The organism is Arthrobacter sp. G.S.26 (genome assembly GCF_050847375.1).
GTDB lineage: Bacteria > Actinomycetota > Actinomycetes > Actinomycetales > Micrococcaceae > Arthrobacter.
On sequence record NZ_CP193752.1, the window covers coordinates 1,747,704 to 1,769,735 of the forward strand.

The 22,032-nt window shown below is 67.6% G+C and carries 26 protein-coding genes, 6 tRNA genes and 1 riboswitch; of the genes, 18 read left to right on the forward strand and 14 right to left on the reverse strand.

Going from position 1 to position 22,032, the window contains the following annotated elements; translation table 11 throughout:
* Window positions 1-93: 93 nt before the first annotated feature.
* Together msrB and ACRB8A_RS07895 are read right to left on the reverse strand one after the other, a co-directional pair.
* Window positions 94-621, reverse strand: a complete 528-nt coding sequence (gene msrB / locus ACRB8A_RS07890; protein ID WP_082178153.1) for a peptide-methionine (R)-S-oxide reductase MsrB — start codon at window positions 619-621, stop codon at window positions 94-96.
* Between the two features lie 14 nt (window positions 622-635).
* Window positions 636-1,127 carry a hypothetical protein gene (locus ACRB8A_RS07895; RefSeq protein ID WP_056599747.1) on the reverse strand — a complete coding sequence of 164 codons (492 nt, stop codon included), beginning with the start codon at window positions 1,125-1,127 and terminating at the stop codon, window positions 636-638.
* Window positions 1,128-1,230: 103 nt separating this feature from the next.
* On the opposite strand from ACRB8A_RS07895, the gene ACRB8A_RS07900 reads away from it, so the two are divergent.
* Window positions 1,231-2,490 (forward strand): alpha/beta hydrolase family protein, encoded by a 1,260-nt coding sequence (locus ACRB8A_RS07900; protein WP_050684056.1) that lies wholly within the window; start codon window positions 1,231-1,233, stop codon window positions 2,488-2,490.
* Between the two features lie 24 nt (window positions 2,491-2,514).
* On the opposite strand, the gene ACRB8A_RS07905 is transcribed toward ACRB8A_RS07900, so the two are convergent.
* Genes ACRB8A_RS07905 through ACRB8A_RS07920 form a run of 4 tightly spaced genes read right to left on the reverse strand, consistent with a single transcriptional unit; the run spans window position 2,515 to window position 4,953 of the window.
* On the reverse strand, window positions 2,515-3,048 hold the full coding sequence (locus tag ACRB8A_RS07905) for a hypothetical protein (RefSeq protein WP_157370989.1): 534 nt from the start codon (window positions 3,046-3,048) through the stop codon (window positions 2,515-2,517).
* Window positions 3,041-3,535 (reverse strand): Cys-tRNA(Pro) deacylase, encoded by a 495-nt coding sequence (ybaK, locus tag ACRB8A_RS07910; RefSeq protein WP_050684058.1) that lies wholly within the window; start codon window positions 3,533-3,535, stop codon window positions 3,041-3,043. Before ybaK ends, ACRB8A_RS07905 begins: the two co-directional genes overlap by 8 nt.
* A gap of 9 nt (window positions 3,536-3,544) precedes the next feature.
* On the reverse strand, window positions 3,545-4,003 hold the full coding sequence (locus ACRB8A_RS07915; protein WP_050684059.1) for a SufE family protein: 459 nt from the start codon (window positions 4,001-4,003) through the stop codon (window positions 3,545-3,547).
* 26 nt (window positions 4,004-4,029) lie between these two features.
* Window positions 4,030-4,953, reverse strand: a complete 924-nt coding sequence (locus ACRB8A_RS07920) for a sulfurtransferase (RefSeq protein ID WP_056599744.1) — start codon at window positions 4,951-4,953, stop codon at window positions 4,030-4,032.
* Between the two features lie 215 nt (window positions 4,954-5,168).
* Between ACRB8A_RS07920 and zapE the strand changes: the two genes are divergently transcribed.
* Window positions 5,169-6,206, forward strand: a complete 1,038-nt coding sequence (gene zapE / locus ACRB8A_RS07925) for a cell division protein ZapE (RefSeq protein ID WP_050684118.1) — start codon at window positions 5,169-5,171, stop codon at window positions 6,204-6,206.
* Between the two features lie 27 nt (window positions 6,207-6,233).
* Here the strand turns inward: zapE and ACRB8A_RS07930 are convergent, their stop codons facing one another.
* The 7 genes from ACRB8A_RS07930 to ACRB8A_RS07960 all read right to left on the reverse strand — a co-directional run bounded on the left by ACRB8A_RS07930 (window position 6,234) and on the right by ACRB8A_RS07960 (window position 8,578).
* Window positions 6,234-7,400, reverse strand: coding sequence for a benzoate/H(+) symporter BenE family transporter (locus ACRB8A_RS07930; RefSeq protein ID WP_050684061.1), 1,167 nt, complete (start codon window positions 7,398-7,400; stop codon window positions 6,234-6,236).
* 202 nt (window positions 7,401-7,602) lie between these two features.
* A complete protein-coding gene (locus ACRB8A_RS07935) occupies window positions 7,603-7,863 on the reverse strand; it encodes an antitoxin (RefSeq protein ID WP_050684119.1) in 261 nt (86 codons plus the stop codon).
* Window positions 7,864-8,038: 175 nt separating this feature from the next.
* A tRNA-Val gene (locus ACRB8A_RS07940) sits at window positions 8,039-8,110 on the reverse strand.
* Between the two features lie 32 nt (window positions 8,111-8,142).
* Window positions 8,143-8,215, reverse strand: a tRNA-Gly gene (locus ACRB8A_RS07945).
* A 60-nt stretch (window positions 8,216-8,275) separates the two neighbouring features.
* A tRNA-Val gene (locus tag ACRB8A_RS07950) sits at window positions 8,276-8,347 on the reverse strand.
* 40 nt (window positions 8,348-8,387) lie between these two features.
* Window positions 8,388-8,458 (reverse strand) — tRNA-Cys (locus ACRB8A_RS07955).
* 47 nt (window positions 8,459-8,505) lie between these two features.
* A tRNA-Gly gene (locus ACRB8A_RS07960) sits at window positions 8,506-8,578 on the reverse strand.
* A 328-nt stretch (window positions 8,579-8,906) separates the two neighbouring features.
* Here ACRB8A_RS07960 and ACRB8A_RS07965 point away from each other — a divergent pair.
* The 15 genes from ACRB8A_RS07965 to hisF all read left to right on the forward strand — a co-directional run bounded on the left by ACRB8A_RS07965 (window position 8,907) and on the right by hisF (window position 20,709).
* Window positions 8,907-8,978 (forward strand) — tRNA-Val (locus ACRB8A_RS07965).
* Window positions 8,979-9,083: 105 nt separating this feature from the next.
* The gene (locus ACRB8A_RS07970) at window positions 9,084-9,944 is read left to right on the forward strand and encodes a cytochrome (RefSeq protein ID WP_056599742.1); all 861 of its coding nucleotides are present in this window, start codon (window positions 9,084-9,086) and stop codon (window positions 9,942-9,944) included.
* 64 nt (window positions 9,945-10,008) lie between these two features.
* A complete protein-coding gene (gene def, locus ACRB8A_RS07975; RefSeq protein ID WP_050684063.1) occupies window positions 10,009-10,596 on the forward strand; it encodes a peptide deformylase in 588 nt (195 codons plus the stop codon).
* On the forward strand, window positions 10,593-11,513 hold the full coding sequence (fmt, locus tag ACRB8A_RS07980) for a methionyl-tRNA formyltransferase (protein WP_056599739.1): 921 nt from the start codon (window positions 10,593-10,595) through the stop codon (window positions 11,511-11,513). Before def ends, fmt begins: the two co-directional genes overlap by 4 nt.
* Window positions 11,510-13,093 (forward strand): RsmB/NOP family class I SAM-dependent RNA methyltransferase, encoded by a 1,584-nt coding sequence (locus ACRB8A_RS07985; protein ID WP_056599737.1) that lies wholly within the window; start codon window positions 11,510-11,512, stop codon window positions 13,091-13,093. The genes fmt and ACRB8A_RS07985 overlap by 4 nt, the downstream gene beginning before the upstream one ends.
* A 53-nt stretch (window positions 13,094-13,146) precedes the next feature.
* Complete coding sequence (gene rpe, locus ACRB8A_RS07990; RefSeq protein ID WP_050684066.1) at window positions 13,147-13,824, forward strand: ribulose-phosphate 3-epimerase; 678 nt, start codon at window positions 13,147-13,149, stop codon at window positions 13,822-13,824.
* 39 nt (window positions 13,825-13,863) lie between these two features.
* Window positions 13,864-14,013: riboswitch (FMN riboswitch) on the forward strand.
* A gap of 97 nt (window positions 14,014-14,110) precedes the next feature.
* Window positions 14,111-14,833, forward strand: coding sequence for a nicotinamide riboside transporter PnuC (gene pnuC, locus ACRB8A_RS07995; protein WP_056599735.1), 723 nt, complete (start codon window positions 14,111-14,113; stop codon window positions 14,831-14,833).
* Window positions 14,833-15,948 (forward strand): bifunctional diaminohydroxyphosphoribosylaminopyrimidine deaminase/5-amino-6-(5-phosphoribosylamino)uracil reductase RibD, encoded by a 1,116-nt coding sequence (ribD, locus tag ACRB8A_RS08000; protein WP_056599734.1) that lies wholly within the window; start codon window positions 14,833-14,835, stop codon window positions 15,946-15,948. Before pnuC ends, ribD begins: the two co-directional genes overlap by 1 nt.
* Entirely contained in the window at window positions 15,948-16,592 is a 645-nt protein-coding gene (locus tag ACRB8A_RS08005; protein ID WP_050684069.1) for a riboflavin synthase, read from the forward strand. Before ribD ends, ACRB8A_RS08005 begins: the two co-directional genes overlap by 1 nt.
* Complete coding sequence (ribB, locus tag ACRB8A_RS08010) at window positions 16,589-17,347, forward strand: 3,4-dihydroxy-2-butanone-4-phosphate synthase (protein WP_082484271.1); 759 nt, start codon at window positions 16,589-16,591, stop codon at window positions 17,345-17,347. Before ACRB8A_RS08005 ends, ribB begins: the two co-directional genes overlap by 4 nt.
* Window positions 17,344-18,072 carry a GTP cyclohydrolase II gene (gene ribA / locus ACRB8A_RS08015; protein ID WP_056599732.1) on the forward strand — a complete coding sequence of 243 codons (729 nt, stop codon included), beginning with the start codon at window positions 17,344-17,346 and terminating at the stop codon, window positions 18,070-18,072. The genes ribB and ribA overlap by 4 nt, the downstream gene beginning before the upstream one ends.
* An 18-nt stretch (window positions 18,073-18,090) precedes the next feature.
* Window positions 18,091-18,576, forward strand: a complete 486-nt coding sequence (gene ribH, locus ACRB8A_RS08020; protein WP_050684071.1) for a 6,7-dimethyl-8-ribityllumazine synthase — start codon at window positions 18,091-18,093, stop codon at window positions 18,574-18,576.
* A 96-nt stretch (window positions 18,577-18,672) separates the two neighbouring features.
* Window positions 18,673-18,936: a phosphoribosyl-ATP diphosphatase gene (locus ACRB8A_RS08025; protein ID WP_009358176.1), complete on the forward strand. Its 264-nt coding sequence runs from the start codon at window positions 18,673-18,675 to the stop codon at window positions 18,934-18,936.
* Window positions 18,937-19,026: 90 nt separating this feature from the next.
* Complete coding sequence (gene hisG / locus ACRB8A_RS08030) at window positions 19,027-19,887, forward strand: ATP phosphoribosyltransferase (protein WP_050684072.1); 861 nt, start codon at window positions 19,027-19,029, stop codon at window positions 19,885-19,887.
* A gap of 45 nt (window positions 19,888-19,932) precedes the next feature.
* On the forward strand, window positions 19,933-20,709 hold the full coding sequence (gene hisF, locus ACRB8A_RS08035; RefSeq protein ID WP_050684073.1) for an imidazole glycerol phosphate synthase subunit HisF: 777 nt from the start codon (window positions 19,933-19,935) through the stop codon (window positions 20,707-20,709).
* Between the two features lie 70 nt (window positions 20,710-20,779).
* Here the strand turns inward: hisF and ACRB8A_RS08040 are convergent, their stop codons facing one another.
* The gene (locus ACRB8A_RS08040; RefSeq protein ID WP_050684120.1) at window positions 20,780-21,424 is read right to left on the reverse strand and encodes a TIGR03085 family metal-binding protein; all 645 of its coding nucleotides are present in this window, start codon (window positions 21,422-21,424) and stop codon (window positions 20,780-20,782) included.
* Window positions 21,425-21,535: 111 nt separating this feature from the next.
* On the opposite strand from ACRB8A_RS08040, the gene hisI reads away from it, so the two are divergent.
* Entirely contained in the window at window positions 21,536-21,979 is a 444-nt protein-coding gene (gene hisI / locus ACRB8A_RS08045) for a phosphoribosyl-AMP cyclohydrolase (RefSeq protein WP_056599727.1), read from the forward strand.
* Window positions 21,980-22,032: the final 53 nt, after the last annotated feature.

Below are 22,032 nucleotides of genomic sequence, written 5' to 3' on the forward strand. Positions count from 1 at the left end.
CCAGAAGAACTAATCTAAAATACGGCTTAGCCTAAGAAATACTATTGCTCAATGGCCGGGCCGGTCTGGTGAGACCGGCCCGGCGCTAAGGGATCAGGCGCCCGTTGACCCGGGACTGGCCGGCAGGCCGGTTTCCTTTTCCACCAGCTTGAGCGATACCGAGTTGATGCAGAACCGCTGGTCAGTGGGGTTGTTGTAGCCCTCACCCTCAAACACGTGGCCCAGGTGCGAGTCGCACGTGGCGCAGCGCACCTCGATGCGCTCCATACCCAGGGTCCGGTCGTGGATGTAGCGGACGGTGCCGTCCGCCAGCGGGGCCCAGAAGGAAGGCCAGCCACAGTGTGAGTCGAACTTCTCGTTGCTGGTGAAAAGCTCGGTGCCGCAGGCCCTGCACTGGTAGACGCCCGAGGTGTGGGTGTCCCAGTACTCACCCGTGTAGGGGCGCTCGGTGCCGGCCTTGCGCAGGACCTGGTACTCCTCGGGAGTCAGTTCCTGCCGCCACTGGGCATCGCTCTTTTCAACGCTGGGACCTGCGGGGGTTGCGTCGTCACCGGTTCCTGCCGGGGCGGGGACCGCGGTGGTTGCCTGTTTTTTGAAAATGCTGTTGCCGAAGATGCTCATAGTCGTTGCAACGCTCAGGAGTCGCCGATAAATCCCGAACCCGCGTACAGGTGCAGGACGGGAACACCCAGCTGGTCCTGTGCCTTGTTGGCCCAATCGGTGTGGAAGGTGTCCGCCACGGCGTGCGGGCGGGTGATCACCACGGCCTGGGTGGCGCCGGAATCGCGGACCTTTGCCACCAGGGCGTCAACCGCGCGGACGTCCACCACCTCGCCGGTGACGCCGGAGCCGAGGCCCGACAACGCCTCAAGGGAGACGGCAAGGGTTTCGGCGGCCTGGGCGCGTTCCGTACCGGGGTCCGGGGTCGAGGAGGTGAGGTCCCTGAAGGCTTTGGCAATGTCCAGCATGGAGAGGTTCTCCAGGAAGTCCACCAGCAGATGCCGTTCCGTATTGGCAGGAACAAGCAGCAGCAGCGTCGAATCAGCTCCGTCCACCAGGCGCTCGATGTTCAGGCGGTCGTCCGCCCCCAGGGGTTCTTCGGTCAGGATGACGATGGGATCACTCATGGCCTTAGCCTAGTCCTGCGCACCTGGGGCCGCACGCCCGGGCCGCGGCACGCACCCCCGGCAAAATGCGGGCAACACCGCAGGGGGCGGTAAGAATAGGAGCATGGCTTCTTCGCAGCGCACCCGCCGTTCCCGCACCGCCGCCTCCCCGGAGCCCGCCAGGATGTCGCTGCGGACCAAATGGGCCATTGGCGGCACGATCGGCGGCGGAGCCCTGGCAGGGTTGCTGGCCACCGGTTCTTCGGCGCTCGCCGTGTACTTTGCCCGTCGGGTCATCACCCCCGCCCGGCAGCGTACGGCGGACCAGGAAGTGCTGGCCGTCATCCGGGACGGGCAGGCCCGGCAGGTGATCTTCGCCGCCAGCGACGACACCACCGTGGAGGGTACGTACGGGTTTTATTTCGACGGCGGCAAAGGGCACGCGCGCATCGGCCGGATCATTTCCTACTCGCCGGCCGAACGGACGGTGCTGCGGGAGGTTGAAGCGGTGTACAGCGGCGACCTGGAAAAGGCCCGCTGGGGCTGGTGGAGCGGTGCGCTCCACCCTGACCCGGCCGCCGCGGGGTATCCCGCGGAGGACGTCCTGATTGACGTTGACCGGGGCCAGGCCCCAGCGTGGCTGGTCCGGGCCGGGGGCAACCCCCGGACGTGGGCCATCATGGTGCACGGCAGGGGCGCCAGCAGGCAGGAGGCGCTGCGGGCCGTGGGCCCGGCGCTGGAACTGGGGCTGACCAGCCTGCTGGTGTCCTACCGCAACGACGGGCTGGCACCGTCGGCGGACGACGGCCGGTACGGGCTCGGCTCCACCGAATGGCAGGACATCGAGGCAGCCATCGGGTACGCGCTGGCGAACGGTGCACAAGAAATTGTGCTCTTCGGCTGGTCGATGGGCGGCGCCATCTGCCTGCAGACCGCGGACCTCTCCCGCTACCGCCACCTCATCCGCGCCATGGTGCTGGATGCACCGGTGATCGACTGGGTCAACGTCCTGGCCCACCACGCCCAGCTGAACCGCATTCCTTCCCTGGTGGGACGCTACGGGCAGCTGATGCTCGGCCACCCACTGGGCCGCCGGCTCACCGGCCTGTCTGCCCCCGTGGACCTCAAAGCCATGGACTGGGTGTCCCGGGCCGTGGAACTGCGGACGCCCACCCTGATCCTGCACAGTGTGGACGACGAGTACGTCCCCTACCCGCCATCCACCCTGCTGGCCGAGCGGAACCCGGAGATGGTGACGTTCGAGCCGTTCAGCCGGGCCCGGCACACCAAGGAATGGAACGTGGATCCGGAACGCTGGGAGCGGCTGGTGAAGGCGTGGCTGCGGCAGCAGCTGGCACCCCGCCGTAACCCCGGGGCCAACTGACGGGCCCGTCCTGCGGGCAGCGGGCTAACTTCCGCCGGGTTGCAGGGCATCGTCCTGCCACGCCGTCACGTTTCGCCACACGGCAAGGCGTCCCACCGCGGCGGACGCACCCACCGTGGCCCAGAAACCCAGCGCAGCCAGCGTCCAGCCCAGCCCCAGCAGGCCGCCCAGGACCCAATAGGTGAGGGTTGGCACGGCGAAAAAAGCCGCCACATGCAGCCACTGGTTCTGCACGGGCCGCAGCAGGAACGCCAGCAGGGCCGCCAGCGGCGTGGCCACCAACAACGCGGTCCCGAAACCGTAGACCACCAGCATCATGATCATGCCAGGCACAAAGTTCGCGCCGCCATCAGCCTGCCGGGACGAGATAATTTCCTGCGTCACCTGGACAATGCACAGGCCCGCCACCCACAGCACCACGGCAATCAGCCAGCCTTTGATAAAAGCGAACGGACCCAGGACCACCGGCGTCCTGCCGCCCGGCCTGCGCTCACGTCCACCGGAGGGCCCGCCGTCCGGCCCGCCCTCCGGTGGACGTGCCGCCTGGTGCTCAGGCACGCGAGCCGATGGCCGCCGTGACGGCAGACGTAAGCCGGACCAGGTCAGCCGGCGCCAGTTCGATGTCCAGGCCCCGCCTGCCGCCGGAGACCAGCACGGTGGCCAAAGCCAGGGCACTGCTGTCCAGGACGGTGGGGGAGGGCAGCCGCTGGCCCAGGGGCGAGATGCCGCCCAGCACGTAGCCCGTGCGGCGCTGGGCCGCAGCCGGGTCAGCCATGGCGGCTTTTTTGGCTCCCAGGGCAGCTGCGATGGCCTTCAGGTCCAGGGTCCCGCTGACGGGGACGATGCCCACGGCCAGCCTGCCTTCAACATCCACCATGAGTGTTTTGAAAACCCGGGCCGGGTCCACGCCCAGGGCCTGCGCGGCCTCGGTCCCGTAACTGGGCGCTGCCGGATCATGCGTATACGGGTGCAGCACAAAGGGAACCCCTGCCGCGGCAAGTGCCGCTGTTGCAGGAGTTCCCTGTGAGGTGTTCTTCCGTGCCATAAGACTGCGTCAGCGGCCGATGCCCGACGCTGCGGAGACCTTGCGCTTGATCCGGCCCAGCATGGCCGTCATGCCGCGCATCCGCAGCGGCGTGATGGCCCGCGTGAGGCCCAGCAGCTCCGGCATGTCATCCGGCACCGCCAGGATCTGCTCCGCGGAGAGCCCGTCCAGGCCCTCGTGCAGGACCCCGGCGAAGCCCCGCGTGGTGGGGGCTTCGACCGGTGCCTTGAAGTACAAGTGGACGGGGCTGGCCGGACCGGCGTTCTTTTCCGTTTCAATGGTCAGGAACAGCGGCGACTGGCACTCCACCACCTGCTCCAGCAGCTCGGGGTGGTCCTTGAGCCGGTCCGGAAGCTGGGGGAGTCCCTCCGAGAATTCCAGCAGCAGCTGCAGCCGTTCAGGCTCGGTGAGGGCCTGGAAGTCGTCAACGATTGCCGCCAGGGCGGAAGGCAGGGCTTGAGTAGTCATCAGCCCAAGTCTACGTCGACGGCGGGTCAGACTCCCGTTGTGACGGCCACGGAGCCGCGCTCGGCGCCCTTGACGATGGGGACGCGCACGGCGTTGCCCCATTCAGTCCAGGAACCGTCGTAGTTGCGGACCGACTCGAAGCCCAGGAGGTACTTGAGGGCGAACCAGGTGTGGCTGGAACGCTCGCCGATCCGGCAGTACGCCACAACATCGTCGCCTTCGGTGAGCCCGGCCTCGCCGAGGTACAGGGCCTCAAGCTCGGCGCGGTCCCGGAACGTGCCGTCAGGTGCGGCGGCCCGAGCCCACGGGATGGACGCTGCGGTGGGAATGTGGCCGCCGCGCAGGGCGCCCTCTTCCGGGTAAGCGGGCATGTGGGTCCGCTGCCCGGTGTACTCCTCGGGGGAGCGGACATCGATCAGGGGCTTGCCCAGGTGTGCCAGGACATCGTCCTTGAACGCACGGATGGGGGCGTCGTTGCGCTCAACCTCGGGGTACGTGCCGGCTGTCGGGGACGGCCTGTCCCGGGTCAGTTCCCGCTCCTCCGCCACCCACTTGTCCCGGCCGCCGTCGAGCAGGCGGACGTCCTGGTGCCCAAAGAGGGTGAATACCCAGAGGGCGTAGGCTGCCCACCAGTTGGACTTGTCGCCATAGATGACCACGGTGCTGTCGCGCGAGATGCCCTTGGCTGCGGCCAGGGCCGCGAACGCGGCGCCGTCAACGTAGTCACGGGTGACGTCGTCGTTGAGGTCGGTGTGCCAGTCGATCTTTACGGCGCCGGGGATGTGGCCGGTCTCGTACAGCAGGACGTCCTCGTCGGATTCCACCACCACCAGGCCGCCGTTCTCCACGGCGCCGTCGGCCAGGGCGGCGGCGAGCCACTCGGTGGAAACCAGGCGTTCGGGGTGGGCGTAGGCTGCGAACTTGTCGTTCTGTTCAACCGCGTAGGGCATGTTTTGGCCTTTCATTGAGAACACGGGAGCACCGCGGGACCGGCATTGGGACCTGCTCCCACCCTAGCCAGCGCCCGGAACGATGTCCGTATTCCGTTAACAGGGCGAAATGTTGCCTTGGTCACGCCGCCGTGGTCCCCCGGCGGCAGCACCCGTCCGCGCCGGGCATTGCCGGTATCATTTCCCGGGACCACCCACCAGCAGAACGGACCACCTTGGTACAGATCGAACAGCTCGCCGCCCGCACACCGGCGGTGTCGGTGGATGAACTCCTCAAAGGGTTCTTCCCGTCGCCGCGGTTCGGCCAGGTGTCCTTTGAAAGCTACCGGCCGGATCCCAACCAGCCCAGCCAGGCCGCTGCTGTCCACGCCCTGCAGGGCTTCGCCGAAGGCGTCGGTACCGGCGGCGGGGGTGGCCTGTTCAAGAAGCTGTTCGGCAAAAAGGACGAATCCCGTGCGGGCATCTACCTTGACGGCGGATTCGGTGTGGGCAAAACCCACCTCCTCGCCTCACTCTGGCACCTGGCCCCGGGCCCCAAGGCGTTCGGCACCTTTGTGGAGTACACCAACCTGGTGGGGGCGCTGTCCTTCCGCAAGACCGTGGAGGCCCTGAGCAGCTACAAACTGGTCTGCATTGACGAGTTCGAACTTGACGACCCGGGCGACACCGTCCTGATGTCCCGCCTGATGCGGGAACTGGCCGACGCCGGCGTGAAGCTCGCTGCGACGTCCAACACCCTGCCTGGTTCCCTGGGCGACGGCCGGTTCGCCGCCGTGGATTTCCAGCGCGAGATCCAGGTCCTGGCGGACCAGTTCGACGTGCTGCGGATCGACGGCGAGGATTTCCGGCACCGCGGCCTGCCCGCCGCCCCCGCCCCGCTGAAAAACAGCGACCTCTCGGCCCACGTAAAAGCAGAGTTTGCCGGCAAGACGGTGGCCGACGATGAGTTCAGCACCCTGCTTGCGCACCTGGCCGGGGTGCACCCCAGCCGGTACCGGCAGTTGATCAGCGGCATCGACGGGATCGTGTGGCGCAACGTGGAAACCATCACCGAGCAGTCCGTGGCCCTCCGGTTTGTGGTCCTGGCCGACAGGCTATACGACAAGGACGTGCCCATCCTCGCCAGCGGCGTGCCGTTCGACAAGCTGTTCACCGAGGAAATGATGACCGGCGGGTACATGAAGAAGTACTTCCGTGCGGTTTCCCGGCTCACGGCACTGGCCCGGGAAGGCCAGAACCACGAACCGTCCTGACCCGTCTGCTGCAGGCGGCCGCCGGTTTCAGTCCGCTGCCTGCCTGTCCGGGCGGAGTGCTGCGCGCACCACCAGCCCTGCCACCAGGGCCCAGAAGGCAGAGCCGATGCCGGCAAAGGCCAGCCCGGACGCTGCCATCAGGAACGTAACGGCCGGAGCGATCCGGTCTTCCGGGTCCGCCAGGGCCGATGAGATGGAGCCTGCCAGGGTGCCCAGCAGCGCAAGCCCCGCTACGGCTTCGAGCATTCCGGCTGGTGCCGCGCTGACCAGGGTGACCAGGGCGGCCGAGAAGGCTGCCAGCACCAGGTAGGCCAGCCCGGAGGTGAAGCCGGCCAGCCAGCGCCGGCTCCGGTCAGCGCCCGCTTCTTCCCCCGCTGCGAGGGCGGCGCTCAAGGCTGCGAGGTTGATCGCGTGGCCGCCGAAGGGCGCCCCGAGCACCGTCCCTGCACCGGTGACCAGCATCGAGGGCCGCCACGGGGTTTCGTAGCCAAAGGACCGGAGCACCGCCACGCCCGGGATGTTCTGGGATGCCATGGTCACCACAAACAGCGGCAGGGCGATCCCGGCCATGGCCTGGAGGCTGAAAGCGGGCGCCGTCCACACCAGGGCAGGCAGGAGGGCGCCGTCGCCCAGGCCTGTACCCGTGGCGGCCAGCGAGATCCCGATGACCCCGAGCGCCACCACCAGGGCCGCCGGAACAGACCAGCGCGGCGCAAACTTCATCATGGCCAGCCAGCAGATGATCACCGGGGCCACAAACAGGGGAACACTGCCCAGTGCCTTGAATGGTGCCAGGCACAGCTGCAGGAGCACACCGGCCAGCATGGCCTGCGCCAGCGACGTGGGAATCCTGGCCATCAGCCGGCCGAGGGCGGGCACCAGGCCCGTCATGGCGATCAGTACCCCCGTCGCCAGGAAGGCGCCGACGGCGGCCGGCCACCCGCCGTCGACCGCTCCCGACGTTGCCAGCAAGGCCGCCCCGGGGGTGGACCAGGCGAGGGTCACCGGCACTTTGGCGCGGAAGGACAGGACCAGGACGCCCAAGCCAACGGCCAGCGTTACGGCCAGCAGGCCGGATGCGGCCTGGCCGGCATCCGCGCCCACCGCACGAAGGCCCGCCAGGACCACGGCGAACGATGAGGTGAAGCCCACCAGCGCGGTAACGGTTCCGGCCACGATCGGACGGGAATCCATTCCGGAAAGCCTGCGTGCCGGTTGCTGCCGCGGTGGTGCGGGTAATTTCGCCATGAGGGCAGGTTACCGGCGCGGCCGGGCGGACGGTGAATCGGTCCCGCTGGGCGGTAGCTGCCTGATTAAACGCCAAAGGCGCGGGCGCCGCCTCCCGGCGGGACCCGCGCCCCCTTGACGTGCTAGGGCAAAACCCTGGCCGAATCCTTTACGGAGCCCTGTCAACCGGCGGAACCGGGTTCACAGGGGCCGGCGGAACCTGCTCATTGGCAGGTGCCTGACCGGGGGTACCGTTTTTGTCCACGAGTTTGGAAGCGCCATCCTGGATTTTGTCCACATGACCGGCGTACTTTCCGCCCGTCTTGGTATCAACAAAATCGCCGGCCTTGGTGATGCCGTTCTTGATGGCCTGCTCGTTTCCATGGATAAGACCCTGAGCCTTGCCCTTTAGATCGTCAATCAGTCCCACGAGCACCTCCCTTCAATCGCGGAGCCAGGTCGCTCCTCCGCCTTCGATCCTAGCCCCGGAACCAGCAGGTGCCAAGGAAAACAGTGGGTTTAGCTGTTCGCCCGCAGCGGATGCCAGTGGCTGGCGGGTGTCGAAAGGGCACAAAAAAGCAGCTCCGGAAGAGCTGCTGCAAGTGTGGGCGATACTGGGATCGAACCAGTGACCTCTTCCGTGTCAGGGAAGCGCGCTACCGCTGCGCCAATCGCCCGGAACCGGGAAAACCGGTCAATGGGATTTCAGAGCGGACGACGAGATTCGAACTCGCGACATCCACCTTGGCAAGGTGGTGCTCTACCAGCTGAGCTACGTCCGCGTCTGCAGTTTTCCGGCCGGAACCGTTCCAAACTGCAAGCAGGCAAGTTACCTTGCCGAGTGGGCGATACTGGGATCGAACCAGTGACCTCTTCCGTGTCAGGGAAGCGCGCTACCGCTGCGCCAATCGCCCATTGCTTCCAGTGCTACCTGGAAAGCCATGGTTTTAACCGAGGTGGGTACGGGATTCGAACCCGTGTGAACGGCTTTGCAGGCCGCTGCCTCGCCTCTCGGCCAACCCACCGTGTAAGCGCCCATTCCAAAGAATGATTGCCATGACAGTGTCCTGCGAGCGGACGACGAGATTCGAACTCGCGACATCCACCTTGGCAAGGTGGTGCTCTACCAGCTGAGCTACGTCCGCATTTTGGAGGCATGATTCGCTGCCGTACCCGGCATTTCCTCGCGTTCCAACGAGTAAAAACAATATAGGAGGTTCCGGGATTCTCCAAATCGCGGGTCAGCTTCCGGCGGTGGCAGCCTTCCTTCCCACGTAATGGCGCGGAACTTGAAAATTACAGCCATGTAATTCCCGACGCCGTTCCCAGCGCAAAGAGGGTGGCGACGACCAGTCGGGACTGCTTTGGCCTGACGCGCCACCTCTCATGGGTACCGTGAGGGGAGTGCGGAACCAGCCGCCGTCGGCCGATTTTTCAAATGGCCCCGGCGTCGGCTAGCATTCAAGTGCATCAGGGCGATTGGCGCAGTGGTAGCGCGCTTCGTTCACACCGAAGAGGTCACTGGTTCGAACCCAGTATCGCCCACCGCAGAAGGTCCGTTTCCGCTCGTTGAGAGCGGGGACGGACCTTTTTTGTGCCCGGTGCCAGACCCCGGAGATATTGTCGGCCCCCTGTGAAAGAGTTTCCTGTATGACAGATCCACTCCTCGCCCACGCCACCGAATACGGCCGGATGTATGCGCGGTCCACGTCGGAGCAGTTTGCCGTGCCGTCCATCACCAATGTCATCGGGCAGCAGCCGCACGGCCTCGATGGCTGGTTCGGCTACATGGGGGCAAGCAGCCTGGCCAAGGACCCGCTGCTGGCAGACAGCCTGGGCAGTCCGGCAAAGATCCGGCAGGCCGTGAACCGTGCAGCCAAGGCAGCCGAAACGTACCGTGACGACGCCGCCCGCCGCGGGGACCGGGTGCACAACTACTGTGAGCAGGTTGCCCTGCGGGCACTGGGCCGGCCGCACACCATGAAGGAAACCCGGGAGGCGCTGGCAGCCAACGGCGAGGAATCCTTCGCCGTCAGGTTTGATGAATGGTGGGAGCTGTTCAAGGTGGAACCCATCGCCCCGGAGATCACGGTGTGGAACAGCACCGTGGGCTACGCCGGGACGCTGGACCTCGTGGCCCGCATCAATGGCCGGGTCTGCCTGATCGACTACAAGACCAAAGGCACCACCCGGGACGGGCAGGTCAAACCCCTTGACGACAAAGTGGTGATGCAGCTGGTGGCCGGCATGAAGGCCGAGGAAAGCCTGCTGGACGCCCAGGCCGGCACCTGGGAGCCGTGGCAGCACGGCAACGACCCCATCCTGCTGGCAGTGGCTATTGGCGAAACCGAGGTCCGGCCCGTCCGGGCCAACCCCGAGGTCCTGAAGCATCACTGGTGGAAATTCTGCGCGCTGCGCCGCGTCTGGGAGCTGAACGCGGACACCGTCAGCGCCGGCACGGCACTGCTCCCCATCGCCCCGCCGGCGCTGGCCCACGCCCGCACCGCCTAGCCCGGCCGCGAGCACCTAAACTGGATGGGTTCCCTATGCCGCTCTACGTGAGGAAAAACAGCGCATGGCTATTCTGAATATCCGCATCATCGGGGATCCTGTGCTGCGCACAGTTGCCGATCCCGTGACGGATTTCGGGCCGGAGCTGGCCAAACTCGTGGCGGACATGACCGAGACCATGGAGGATGTGGACGGCGCAGGGCTGGCCGCACCCCAGGTCGGCGTCAGTAAAAGGGTCTTCACGTACCGGATCAATGGCGTGGAGGGGCACATCGTCAACCCCGTCCTCGAAAACAGCGAAGACTTCCAGGCGGACCATGTGGAAGGCTGCCTGTCCATCCCCGGCCTGGGATTCCCGGTCAAGCGGTTCCGGACCACCCGCATCACGGGAGTGGACAAGGACAACAACCCAGTGGAGGTGGCCGCCGAGGACCTGCTGGCGCGCTGCTTCCAGCATGAAAACGACCACCTGGACGGCGTCCTCTTTACGGACCGCCTGGAGGGCGAGGACCGCAAGGCGGCCCTCCGGTCCATCCGCAACGCCAACTACGACGCCGTGACGGAACGGACCACAGCCAAGCGCGCCAAAACCGTAGGATCCAGTTTCGGCGGGGCAGCCTTTGGCGCCGGCGCTGCAGGCACCAAAGGGTGAGGGTCCTTTTTGCGGGAACCCCTGCCGTTGCCGTCCCGTCCCTCGATGCCCTGGTGGGCGCGGGCTTCGACGTTGTGGCGGTCCTGACGCGTCCTGACGCCCCGATCGGCCGTAAGCGCGTCCTCACCCCTTCCCCCGTTGCGGCGCGCGCCGCTGAGCTGGGCATCGACGTCATCCGCGCAGCCCGGGTGGACGCACACGCCGTTGCCGCCATCACTGCCGTGGCCCCCGATGTGGCGGCCATCGTGGCCTACGGCGGCCTGGTGCCGCCCGCAGCCCTCACCATTCCCCGGCACGGCTGGGTCAACCTGCACTTCTCCCTGCTGCCCGCGTGGCGGGGAGCCGCGCCCGTGCAGCGGTCCGTGATGGCAGGGGACGACATCACCGGGGCGGTCACGTTCCAGCTGGAACAGGGCCTGGACACGGGACCGGTGTTCGGCACCCTCACCGAGGCCGTAGCTCCCGCAGACACGGCCGGCGAACTGCTGGCACGGCTGTCCCACAGCGGCTCAGTCCTGCTGGCCCAGACGCTCTCCGCCATCGACGCCGGCACTGCGTCGCCCCGGCCGCAGGCCGGTGAGGTCACCCTGGCACCCAAGCTGACGCTCGAGGATGGGCACCTGGACTGGCGCCACCCTGCCTTGGCGCTGAACCGGCAGGCGCGCGGCGTCACGCCGGAACCCGGGGCCTGGACCCTCCTGGACGGGCAGCGCATCAAGCTCGAGCCGGTCCTGCTCCGCCCCGACGTGACGGCCTTGGCCCCGGGTGCCGTGGCGCTCCACGGCAAGTCGGTGCTGGTGGGAACCGGCTCGCACGCCGTTGAACTGACCCGGATCCAGCCTGCGGGCAAAAAGATGATGGCCGCTGCCGACTGGGCACGCGGTATGGCTTCCCTTGAAAGCGTGGTGTTTGAATGAGCGGCTCCGGCGGCAATCCAGGAAGCGGCGGCAACGCCGGGCAGGGTGTCCCGCGCGGCGGCCGCGGCAACGGCGGTCCGCGCGACGCCAGCAGGCGCAACGCCCAGGGCCGCGAACGGAACCGCGGACCGCAGCGCAGCTTTACCGAAAACGCACCGGCCCAGCGCACCCGCCGGGCCGATCCCGCCCGGCTGGTGGCCTTCGAAGTCCTGCGGGCGGTGGCAGCCGAGGACGCGTACGCCAACCTGGTGCTGCCGGCCAGGATCCGCCAGCACAAGCTGGAGAAGCGCGACGCCGGGTTCGCCACCGAGCTGAGCTACGGCGCGCTCCGCAGCCAGGGCACCTACGACGCCATCCTGGCACGGTGCGTGGACCGGCCCCTCGACCAGCTGGATCCCGCCATCCTCGATGCCCTGCGCATCGGCGTCCACCAACTCCTGGCCATGCGTGTTCCGGCGCACGCGGCACTTGACCAGACAGTGGGCCTGGCCCGCGCAGTGATCGGCGCCGGACCATCAGCGCTTATCAACGCCGTGCTCCGGAAGGTCACGGCGCACACCCTTGACGGCTGGCTGGACCTCCTCGTGGCCGGCGAAACCGACGAGACCAAAATCGCCTCGCTCCGGCACGCCCACCCGGAATGGATCGTGCGCGCCATGCGGCAGTCCCTGGTGATCCACGGCAGGCCGGCGTCTGAAATCACCGGCCTGCTCGAAGCCGACAACGCAGCACCGGTGGTCAACCTGGTGGCGCTGCCCGGCCTGGGAAGCCTGGCCGAAGCGCTTGAAGGCGGCGCCACACCCGGCGAACTGGTGGAAGGCTCTGCCCTCTCCAGCGGCGGTGACCTTGGCCGGCTGACCTCTGTGCGGGAAGGCACCACCCGCGTCCAGGACGTGGGGTCCCAGCTGGTGGCCCGCGCCATGGCCGCCGTGGATCTGGACCTGCCTGACGCTCAACACAAGGAAGGGACGGGCGCCGACGGCGAGCGATGGCTGGACCTTTGCGCCGGACCCGGTGGGAAAGCCGCCCTTCTGGCCGCCCTTGCCGGCCAGCGTGGGGCCACCCTGCTGGCCAACGAACCCGCACCGCACCGGGCCAAACTGGTCAGCCAGGCACTTTCCGCCGTACCCCGGGAGACCTGGCAGGTCCGCACCGGTGATGGCCGCGACGTGGGCACCGAACAGCCCGAAACTTTTGACCGTGTTCTGGTGGACGTGCCGTGCAGCGGCCTTGGCGCCCTGCGCCGCCGGCCCGAGTCCCGCTGGCGGCGCACACCCAAGGACCTGGCGGACCTCGGTTCGCTGCAGCGGGAACTGCTGGCCTCGGCACTGGCCGCGGTCCGTCCCGGGGGAGTGGTTGCCTATGTCACCTGCTCGCCGCACCCGGCAGAGACCAAAGCCGTGGTGGCCGACGCCATGCGTAAGCGGGACGACCTGGAACTGCTCGACGCAGGGTCTGCGCTGGATGCCGTCAGCCTCACCGGCAACCTCGGTGCAGGCCACGAATCCACCGCCCAACTCTGGCCGCACGTGCACGGCACGGACGCCATGTTCCTGGCGCTGATCCGCAAAAAAGCCTGACCGCCGGCTTTACGGCACCCCCTCCTCCCAGCCAGCCACTGAAAGGCGCCCCCGTGACGCAATGCTGCATCAACCCGAGCATCCTCTCCGCAGATTTCGTGAACCTCGAGGCGGAACTGCAGCGCATCAGCACGGCTGACGCTGTGCACGTGGACGTGATGGACAACCATTTTGTTCCCAATCTGACGCTGGGCCTGCCGGTGGTGCAGCGGATCCAGGCCGTCAGCCCGGTTCCGCTGGATGCCCACCTGATGATCGCCGACGCCGACCGCTGGGCGCCGGGGTTCGCCGATGCCGGCCTGGCCTCGGTCACCTTCCACGCGGAGGCATCCATTGCGCCGGTCAAGCTGGCCCGCGAGCTGCGCAGCCGGGGTGCGAAGGCCGGCATGGCCCTCCGTCCTGCCACCCCGGTGGAGCCCTACCTGGACATGCTCGAAGAGCTGGACATGCTCCTGATCATGACCGTTGAGCCCGGATTCGGCGGCCAGGCCTTCCTTGACCTGACCCTGCCCAAGATCCGGCGTGCCCGGGCCGCGATCGATGGTTCGGGGATCGGCGTGGCCATCCAGGTGGACGGCGGCATCACCGAAGAAACCATCATCCGCGCCGCGGAAGCCGGCGCCAACGTCTTTGTGGCAGGCTCCGCCGTGTACGGTGCAGCGGACCCGGAGGCAGCCATTACGCGGCTGCGGGAGCGGGGCAGCCGTTCGTTACGCGGAGCGACGGAATAGCCGGCGGCGCCCTGCTGTTATGGCACAATAGCAACACACATACGTGCTCCGGGGTCGGTGTAAGTCCGAACCGGCGGTGATAGTCCGCGACCCGCGAGCCGGTGCTTTTCTTCGGAAAATCCCGGCGGACGGTTGAACTGGTGAAATTCCGGTACCGACAGTTAAAGTCTGGATGAGAGAAGCACGTACAGCTGTACTGCGGTGTCCTTTTTTGGGGCGCCGCAGCCCTCTGCTGTCGTATACCCCCGGAGCCATCGCGGTTCGAACGGGAAGGAACGACACACACATGGACCTCCTGCGATGGCTCTTTGACGCTCAGATCCCCGTCGGGGGATCTGTCCTGATTCTGAGAGAAGTGCTGGGCAACATTTTTGGCCTGGCAAGCGCCTTTGGCGGCATGCGCCGAAAGGTCTGGGCCTGGCCGGTGGGCATCGCCGGCAACCTCCTGCTGCTCACGGTTTTCCTGGGCAACGTCTTTGGCTCCGCGACACCCGCCACGCTGTGGGGCCAGGCCGGCCGGCAGGTGATGTTCATCGTGGTGGCAGCGTACGGCTGGCACCGCTGGAAGCAACGCCGCGACGCCGGCGGCGGGAACACCGCCGTCGTGCCCCAGTGGGCCAGCACCCGCACCCGGTGGATTCTGGGCGCCGCGATGGTGGCCGGGACCCTGGCCCTGACGCCGCTGTTTGACCGGCTGGGCTCCTACCCGCCGGTGTGGGCAGACGCGTGGACCTTCGCCGGTTCCCTGCTGGCCACCTACGGGATGGCCCGCGGCTGGACCGAATTCTGGCTGGTCTGGGTGGCCGTGGACATCGTGGGCGTGCCCCTCCTGTTCAGCGCCGGCTATTACGCCAGCGCGTTTATGTACCTGTTCTACGGGTTCTTCACGCTGACCGGATTTTTTGTCTGGTGGAAGGCATCCCGGAACGCCACGTCCTCCGCCAGCGCAGGGGATACGCCCGCGGCCTCGGTTGAAACAGGCTTCCCGGACCCCAGGGTGAAGCTCTGATGGCCGCCGAAAACGCCGTCGCCGTGCCCTTCCGGGCTACGGAGGCCCAGGCCATGGCGCAGGCCCTGGACGCCGCGCTGCTGGGCCCGAGGGGCGCCAACCCCCTGGTGGGGGCCGTCGTCGTCGGTCCGGACGGAACCACGCTGGCAACCGGGTACCACCGGGGCGCCGGAACTGCGCACGCCGAAGCGGACGCCATTGCACAGGCGACGGCGGCGGGCGTGGACCTGGCCGGCTGCACCATGGTGGTCACGCTGGAACCGTGCAACCATGTGGGCCGCACCGGCCCCTGCACCGAGGCCATCATTGCGGCCGGCATCACGGACGTGGTGTACGCCGTGGACGATCCCCATGATCCGGCCGCCGGTGGCGCCGCAACCCTCCGCGCCGCCGGCATCAGCGTCCGCAGCGGACTGGCTGGCGTGGAAGCGTTTGAGTTGAACCGGCAGTGGTTCGAAGCGGTGGCTGCCCAGCGGCCCTTCGTGACGCTGCATATTGCGCAGACGCTGGACAGCCGGATCGCGGCCGACGACGGCACCAGCCAGTGGATCTCCAGCCCGGCCTCCCTGGCGGACAACCACGCCCTCCGCAGCCGCATCGACGCCATCCTGGTGGGCACCCAGACGGTCCTGGTGGACAATCCCCGCCTCACCGCGAGGGACAGCCAGGGGGAACCTGCGGCCAGGCAACCGGTCCGCGCCGTGATGGGCCTCCGCGGCGTCCCGGCCGGCGCTGCGATCCACGGCGCCGACGGGTTGGCAGTCCATCTGCCCACCCGCGATCCGGCCGAGGCCCTTGGGCTGCTGTACGGAGGTGGCGCCCGCCACGTGATGGTGGAAGGCGGCTCGCGGATCCTGAGTGCTTTCCTCACCGCTGGCCTGGTGGACGAGCTGATCGTCTACCTGGCCCCCACCCTGCTCGGATCGGGCACCCCCGCCCTGGCCGGACTGGGCATTGGCACGCTGGCAGACGCCCAGCACTGGGAATGGGACCAGGCCGACGGCGGATCCGTCCGGACGCTGGGCCGGGACCTCCGTTTGCATTTACGACCGCAGCGCACCGCTGCACCAGAGAACGCCCGCACTTCCGCGGAGCAAGCCCAGGGAGGCAACTGATGTTTACCGGAATTATCGCCGAGCAGGGACATGTGCTCTCAGTCGACCGCAACGGCGACATTAGCGCCACCGTGCGGCTGCATGCCCCCGGCACCACCGAAGGACTGGCCCTCGGCGGGTCCATCGCCGTCAACGGGGTGTGCCTCACCGCCACGGCCATCGACGGCAAGGACTTCAGCGTCGACGTGATGGGGGAGACCCTCATCCGCAGCACCATCGGCGGCCTGGCCGCCGGCGACGCCGTGAACCTCGAACGCTGCGTCCCGGCCGGCGGGCGGCTGGACGGCCATGTGGTCCAGGGCCACGTTGACGGCGTCGGCAGCCTGCGCGAACGCGAGGCCCTGGGCAACTGGGAACGGCTCCGCTTCGGCGTGCCGGGCAACCTGGCCCGCTACATCGCGGAAAAAGGATCCATCGCGATTGACGGCGTCTCGCTCACCGTTACGGCCGTCAGCGAAGCAAACCACCCGGACCCGTGGTTCGAGGTGGGACTGATTCCCACCACGCTGGCCGAAACCGGCCTCGGCGCCAAGTCCACCGGCAGCCCGGTGAACCTGGAGGTGGACGTGCTGGCCAAGTACACCGAACGCCTCCTGGCTTTCCGGACCACCACTGACGGCGACGCCACCGGGGAAACCCGATGAGCGCCGTCGTCCACGAAGATCCGGCCGGCACCCCGGCCGCTGCCCCGTCGGCACTGGCTGGCCCCGGGTTGGCACCGGTTCCGCCGCAGGGCCTGTCCGCCATTGTGGACGCCGTGGCGGCCATGGCCGCGGGGAAACCCGTCCTGGTGGTGGATAACGAGGACCGCGAAAACGAGGGAGACATCATTTTCGCGGCCGAGTTCGCCACTCCCGCTCTGATGGGCTGGACCATCCGGTACAGCTCCGGCGTCATCTGCGTCCCGCTGAGCGGCGAACGGGCCGACGCCCTGGCGCTGCCGCCGATGGTGGCCGTCAACGAGGACGCCAAAGGTACCGCGTACACGGTGTCCTGCGACGCTGCCCTCGGTGTCAGCACAGGAATCTCCGCCACTGACCGGGCCCTGACCGCCCGGGTGCTGGCGGATGTGCAGTCGGCACCGGAATCGGTGACCCGTCCCGGGCATATTTTCCCGCTCCGGGCCGTTGAGGGAGGTGTGCGGGAACGCCCCGGCCACACCGAGGCCGCGGTGGACCTGTGCCGCCTGGCCGGGCTCGCTCCGGTGGGCGTGATCGCGGAAGTGGTGTACGACGACGGCGAAATGATGCGCCTGGACGGACTCCGTGCTTTCGCGGCAGAGCACGGCTGCCCCCTGGTCTCCATCGCTGACCTGGTGGCATATCTTGAAGCAGGGGCCGGGGACGCCCCCGCACACAACGTCCGGGATGTTCCGGGCGGAGCAAAGGAGAAACGATGACGGCATCCGCAGCCAGCAGTGACGGCCACCGCGGACGGACCGGCAGAACAGCCATGGCCCATCCGGTGAGCGGCGGGCCCATAGTGCAGCTGCCCACCGCCTACGGTGACTTTGTGGCGCAGGCCTGGACCGACCTGGTGACCGGCGTGGAGCACCTCGCCGTCAGCTCACCCGCCCCGCCCAGCGACGGCAAAGCCCCCCTGGTGCGCCTCCACTCCGAATGCCTCACGGGCGACGTCTTCGGCTCCTACCGGTGCGACTGCGGCGAACAGCTTGCCTACGCCCTGGAAATGATCCATGAACAGGGCGGCACCCTTCTCTACCTCCGCGGCCAGGAAGGCCGCGGCATTGGCCTGGCCAACAAAATCAAGGCCTACGCGCTGCAGGAAGCCGGCTTCGACACCGTGGAAGCCAACGAACAGCTTGGCCTGCCCGTGGATGCCCGGTCCTATAACGCCGCCGCGCAGGTCCTGGCGGAGATGGGCCTGCACGAGGTCCGGCTCCTGAGCAACAACCCGGACAAGCAGCACCGGCTGGCCCACGCAGGCGTCAACGTGGTGGAGATGGTCCCCACCGAAGTACCTTCACGGGAGCAGAACATCCGCTACCTGCGCACCAAAAAAGACCGGATGGAACACCGGCTGCTGCTGGACACCACAGTTGTCCCGCTGCCTGTCACCAGCCCCGGCACCCCTTTCAACGACCCCACCGACGCAACGAACTGAACGGAAAAGCACTTACCCATGAGCGGACACGGCGCCCCCGAAATCGACCTGACCACACTCAACCCGGCGGAAACGTCGCAGCTCCGGCTCGCGATTGTTGCCGCCAGCTGGCACACCACCATCATGGACGGCCTCCTGGATGGTGCCCTGCGCGCCGCCAAGGACGCCGGCATCGCAGAGCCCACGGTACTGCGTGTACCCGGCAGCTTCGAGCTGCCTGTGGCTGCCGCGCGGCTGGCACCGCACTTTGACGCGGTGGTGGCGCTCGGCGTCGTAATCCGCGGCGGTACCCCGCACTTTGATTACGTCTGCCAGGCCGCCACGTCGGGACTCACCGACGTCAGCGTCGCCACGGGGGTTCCGGTGGGCTTCGGCGTGCTGACCTGCGATACGGAACAGCAGGGCCTGGACCGCGCCGGCCTGGCCGGCTCCAAGGAAGACAAGGGCCATGAGGCCGTCACCGCTGCCCTGGCCACCGCCCTGGTCCTGAAGCAATACACGTAGCAGATCTCCGGGCGCGGTGTGTATTCGCTCACATCGCGCCCGTCATGCAACGGCCCGGGACGCGCCGTGCGGGCCGCAGCAAGTAGGCTGGTGGGCGTGAAGAATTTCGAGACGCTGTTCGCTGAGCTCAGCGAGAAGGCAGCCACCCGCCCGGAAGGCTCCCGCACCGTCGCTGAATTGGAGTCCGGTGTTCACGGCATCGGCAAAAAAGTCGTTGAGGAAGCAGCCGAAGTCTGGATGGCTGCCGAATATGAATCCGATGAAGCCGCGGCCGAGGAAATCTCCCAGCTGCTGTACCACCTGCAGGTCCTGATGCTCGCCAAAGGCCTGACCCTGGAAGACGTCTACAAGCATCTGTAGCCACCTGCCCGGCGCGCATCACCCTGCCGCCGTGCCTGCTGTGGCCTGCATTGCCTGAACCCCAAGACCCGTTGATCCAGAAAGATTCCCATGCTGCGAGTAGCCGTCCCCAATAAGGGCTCCCTGTCCGAAGCCGCGTCCGCCATGCTCGCCGAGGCCGGTTACCGGCAGCGGCGCGACAGCCGCGAGCTGGTCATGATGGACCCGGACAACGACATCGAGTTCTTTTTCCTCCGCCCCCGCGACATCGCCGTGTACGTGGGGCAGGGAACGCTCGACGTCGGCATCACCGGCCGCGACCTCCTGCTGGACGCGGAGGTGGAAGCCGAAGAACTGCTTCCGTTGGGTTTCGCGGCCTCCACGTTCCGGTTTGCCGGTCCCGTGGGCGACTTCGCCTCGGCTGAGCAGCTGGCCGGCAAACGCCTGGCCACCAGCTACGACGGCCTGCTCCGCAACTACCTCGCCGAACGCGGGATCGACGCCAAGGTGGTCCGCCTGGACGGCGCCGTGGAATCCTCCGTGCGCCTGGGCGTGGCCGATGCGATCGCTGACGTTGTGGAAACCGGAAACACCCTCAAGGCCGCCGGGATGGAAATCTTCGGCGAGCCCATCCTCAAGTCCGAGGCCGTCCTGATCCGCCGGACCGGCGACGGTGGCGCCGCCAACGGCACCGCCAAGGAAATCGAGGTCCTGATCCGGCGCCTCCAGGGCGTCCTGGTGGCCCGGCAGTACGTGCTGATGGACTACGACATCCGCAAGGAACTGGTGGAGCAGGCCGCAGCGCTGACCCCCGGCCTGGAGTCACCCACCGTTTCGCCGCTGCGGGACTCCGAATGGGTGGCTGTCCGGTCCATGGTGCCCAAGAAGGTCACCAACCGGATTATGGATGAGCTCTACGACCTCGGCGCCCGCGCCATCCTGGTCAGCAGCATCCACGCCTGCCGCATCTGATCCTTCCGCGCAGCAGCACCCACCAGCGAACCCCAGGAGCCTCCCATGGCGGTAGCAGTACGTGTCATTCCCTGCCTTGACGTGGACGCCGGGCGCGTCGTCAAGGGGATCAACTTCGAGGGCCTCCGCGACGCCGGCGACCCCGTGGAGCTGGCCCACCGCTACGACAACGCCGGCGCCGACGAACTGACGTTCCTGGACGTCACGGCCTCCTCCGGCAACCGCGAAACCACCTTTGACGTGGTCCGCCGCACCGCCGAGGAAGTCTTCATCCCGCTGTGCGTCGGCGGCGGCGTCCGCGGCGTCGCCGAGGTGGACAAGCTCCTGCGCTATGGGGCAGACAAGGCCGCCATCAACACTGCTGCCGTGGCCCGCCCGGAAGTGATCGACGAAATCACCCGGCACTTCGGTTCCCAGGTCCTGGTCCTGTCCGTCGACGCCCGCCGCACCCGTCCCGGCTCGCAGCCCACGCCCTCGGGTTTTGAAGTAACCACCCACGGCGGCCGCACCGGAACCGGCATCGATGCCATCGAATGGGCGCGTGAGGCTGCGCACCGCGGGGTGGGGGAGATCCTGCTCAACTCCATCGACGCGGACGGCACCAAGGACGGCTTCGACCTGGAGCTCATTCGGCTGGTCCGGGCCGCCGTTAAGGTGCCCATCATCGCCTCCGGCGGCGCGGGGGAGCCCGCACATTTCCCGCCTGCGGTTGCTGCCGGTGCCGATGCTGTCCTGGCCGCCTCGATCTTCCACTGGGGACCGGACAACATGATGTCCCAGGTCAAGGACGCCATCCGCGCGGCAGGCTTCGAGGTCCGCTAACCCGTTGCGCTATCACTTTTGGTCCCCAAAAAGCGGTTTTGGGCACCAGGAGTGATAGCGCAACGTGAGGCTAGAGGCCTACTTCGGCTGACTGCAGGAGCGCGACGGCGTCCGGCTGGCCTTCGAAGGTGACCAGGGCATGGCGCGTCCGGCCGTGGGCGTGCATCAGCAGTTCGCCCGGCTCGCCAACAATGGCCACCGACACGGGTGCACGCTTGGCCACGTGCCGGGGACCGGACGGACGGACCAGGACGATCCCGAGGTCCACGCCGCGGTACAGGATGGCGGCACGCTTCACCAGGTCATCCCAGAGGGCGTCCGAGTAGGCCTCGTCCAGCGCGCGGGGCGCCCAGCGGTCCACGGCGCGGCGGACGTCCTCGGTGTGGACAAAGTATTCGATCAGGTTGGAGCTTTCGTCCAGCGCCCGGATCTTCATGGGAGAGAGCGCCGGCGGGCCGGCGCGGAAGGTGTTGACCAGTCCGGCGTAGTCCTCGGCGGACGTTAGCTTCGAAGCCAGCCGGGACGTGGCCGCATCTGACGCCTTGGCCAGGCGCTTGATGATCAGGCCCAGCCCCACAGCGGCCTTGCGTTCGCGCAGGTAAAGGTGCGCGGCAAGATCCCTGGTGCGCCAGCCAGCACAGAGGGTGGGCGCATCAGGGCCGGCCGCAAGCAGGGTCTCGGCCAGGACTTCTCGGGACGGTTCGACGAAATGCATCACTTGGAAAACTAGCACGAGACGCGCGTACTTGGGCACCGCCGGCCCCGCCGCTGGCGTGCCGCCGTTCACATCCGATCCGGCAACGGCCAAGGCACTAGACTTGACCTGATGTCTGAGCAGCCCGCCCCCGCCCCGTTCCCCGGTTCCGCCACGCCCGAAGCCCCTTCCACGGCCCCGGCGCCGGTCCCTGCCGGCAGCCCGCTGCCCGCTTCCCTCGCCGGCGCCCTGAAGCGCGACAGCGCGGGCCTGGTGGCCGCCGTTGTCCAGCAGTACGACACCAATGAGGTGCTGATGCTGGGCTGGATGGACGATGAAGCCCTGCACCGCACCATGACCAGCGGCCGGGTCACGTTCTACTCCCGGTCCCGGCAGGAATACTGGCGCAAGGGCGATACGTCCGGCCACGTGCAATGGGTCAAATCGGTGGCGATGGACTGCGACGGCGATGCCCTGCTGGTCCGCGTGGACCAGGTGGGTGCGGCCTGCCACACGGGCACCCGCACCTGCTTCGACGGCAGGGACCTCGCCGTCGAAACCGGCACCGCCAACTGACGTTCCGGGGCCGTTCCCCGGAACCACGGCACCCCCTCTGCACCCCACCTCCA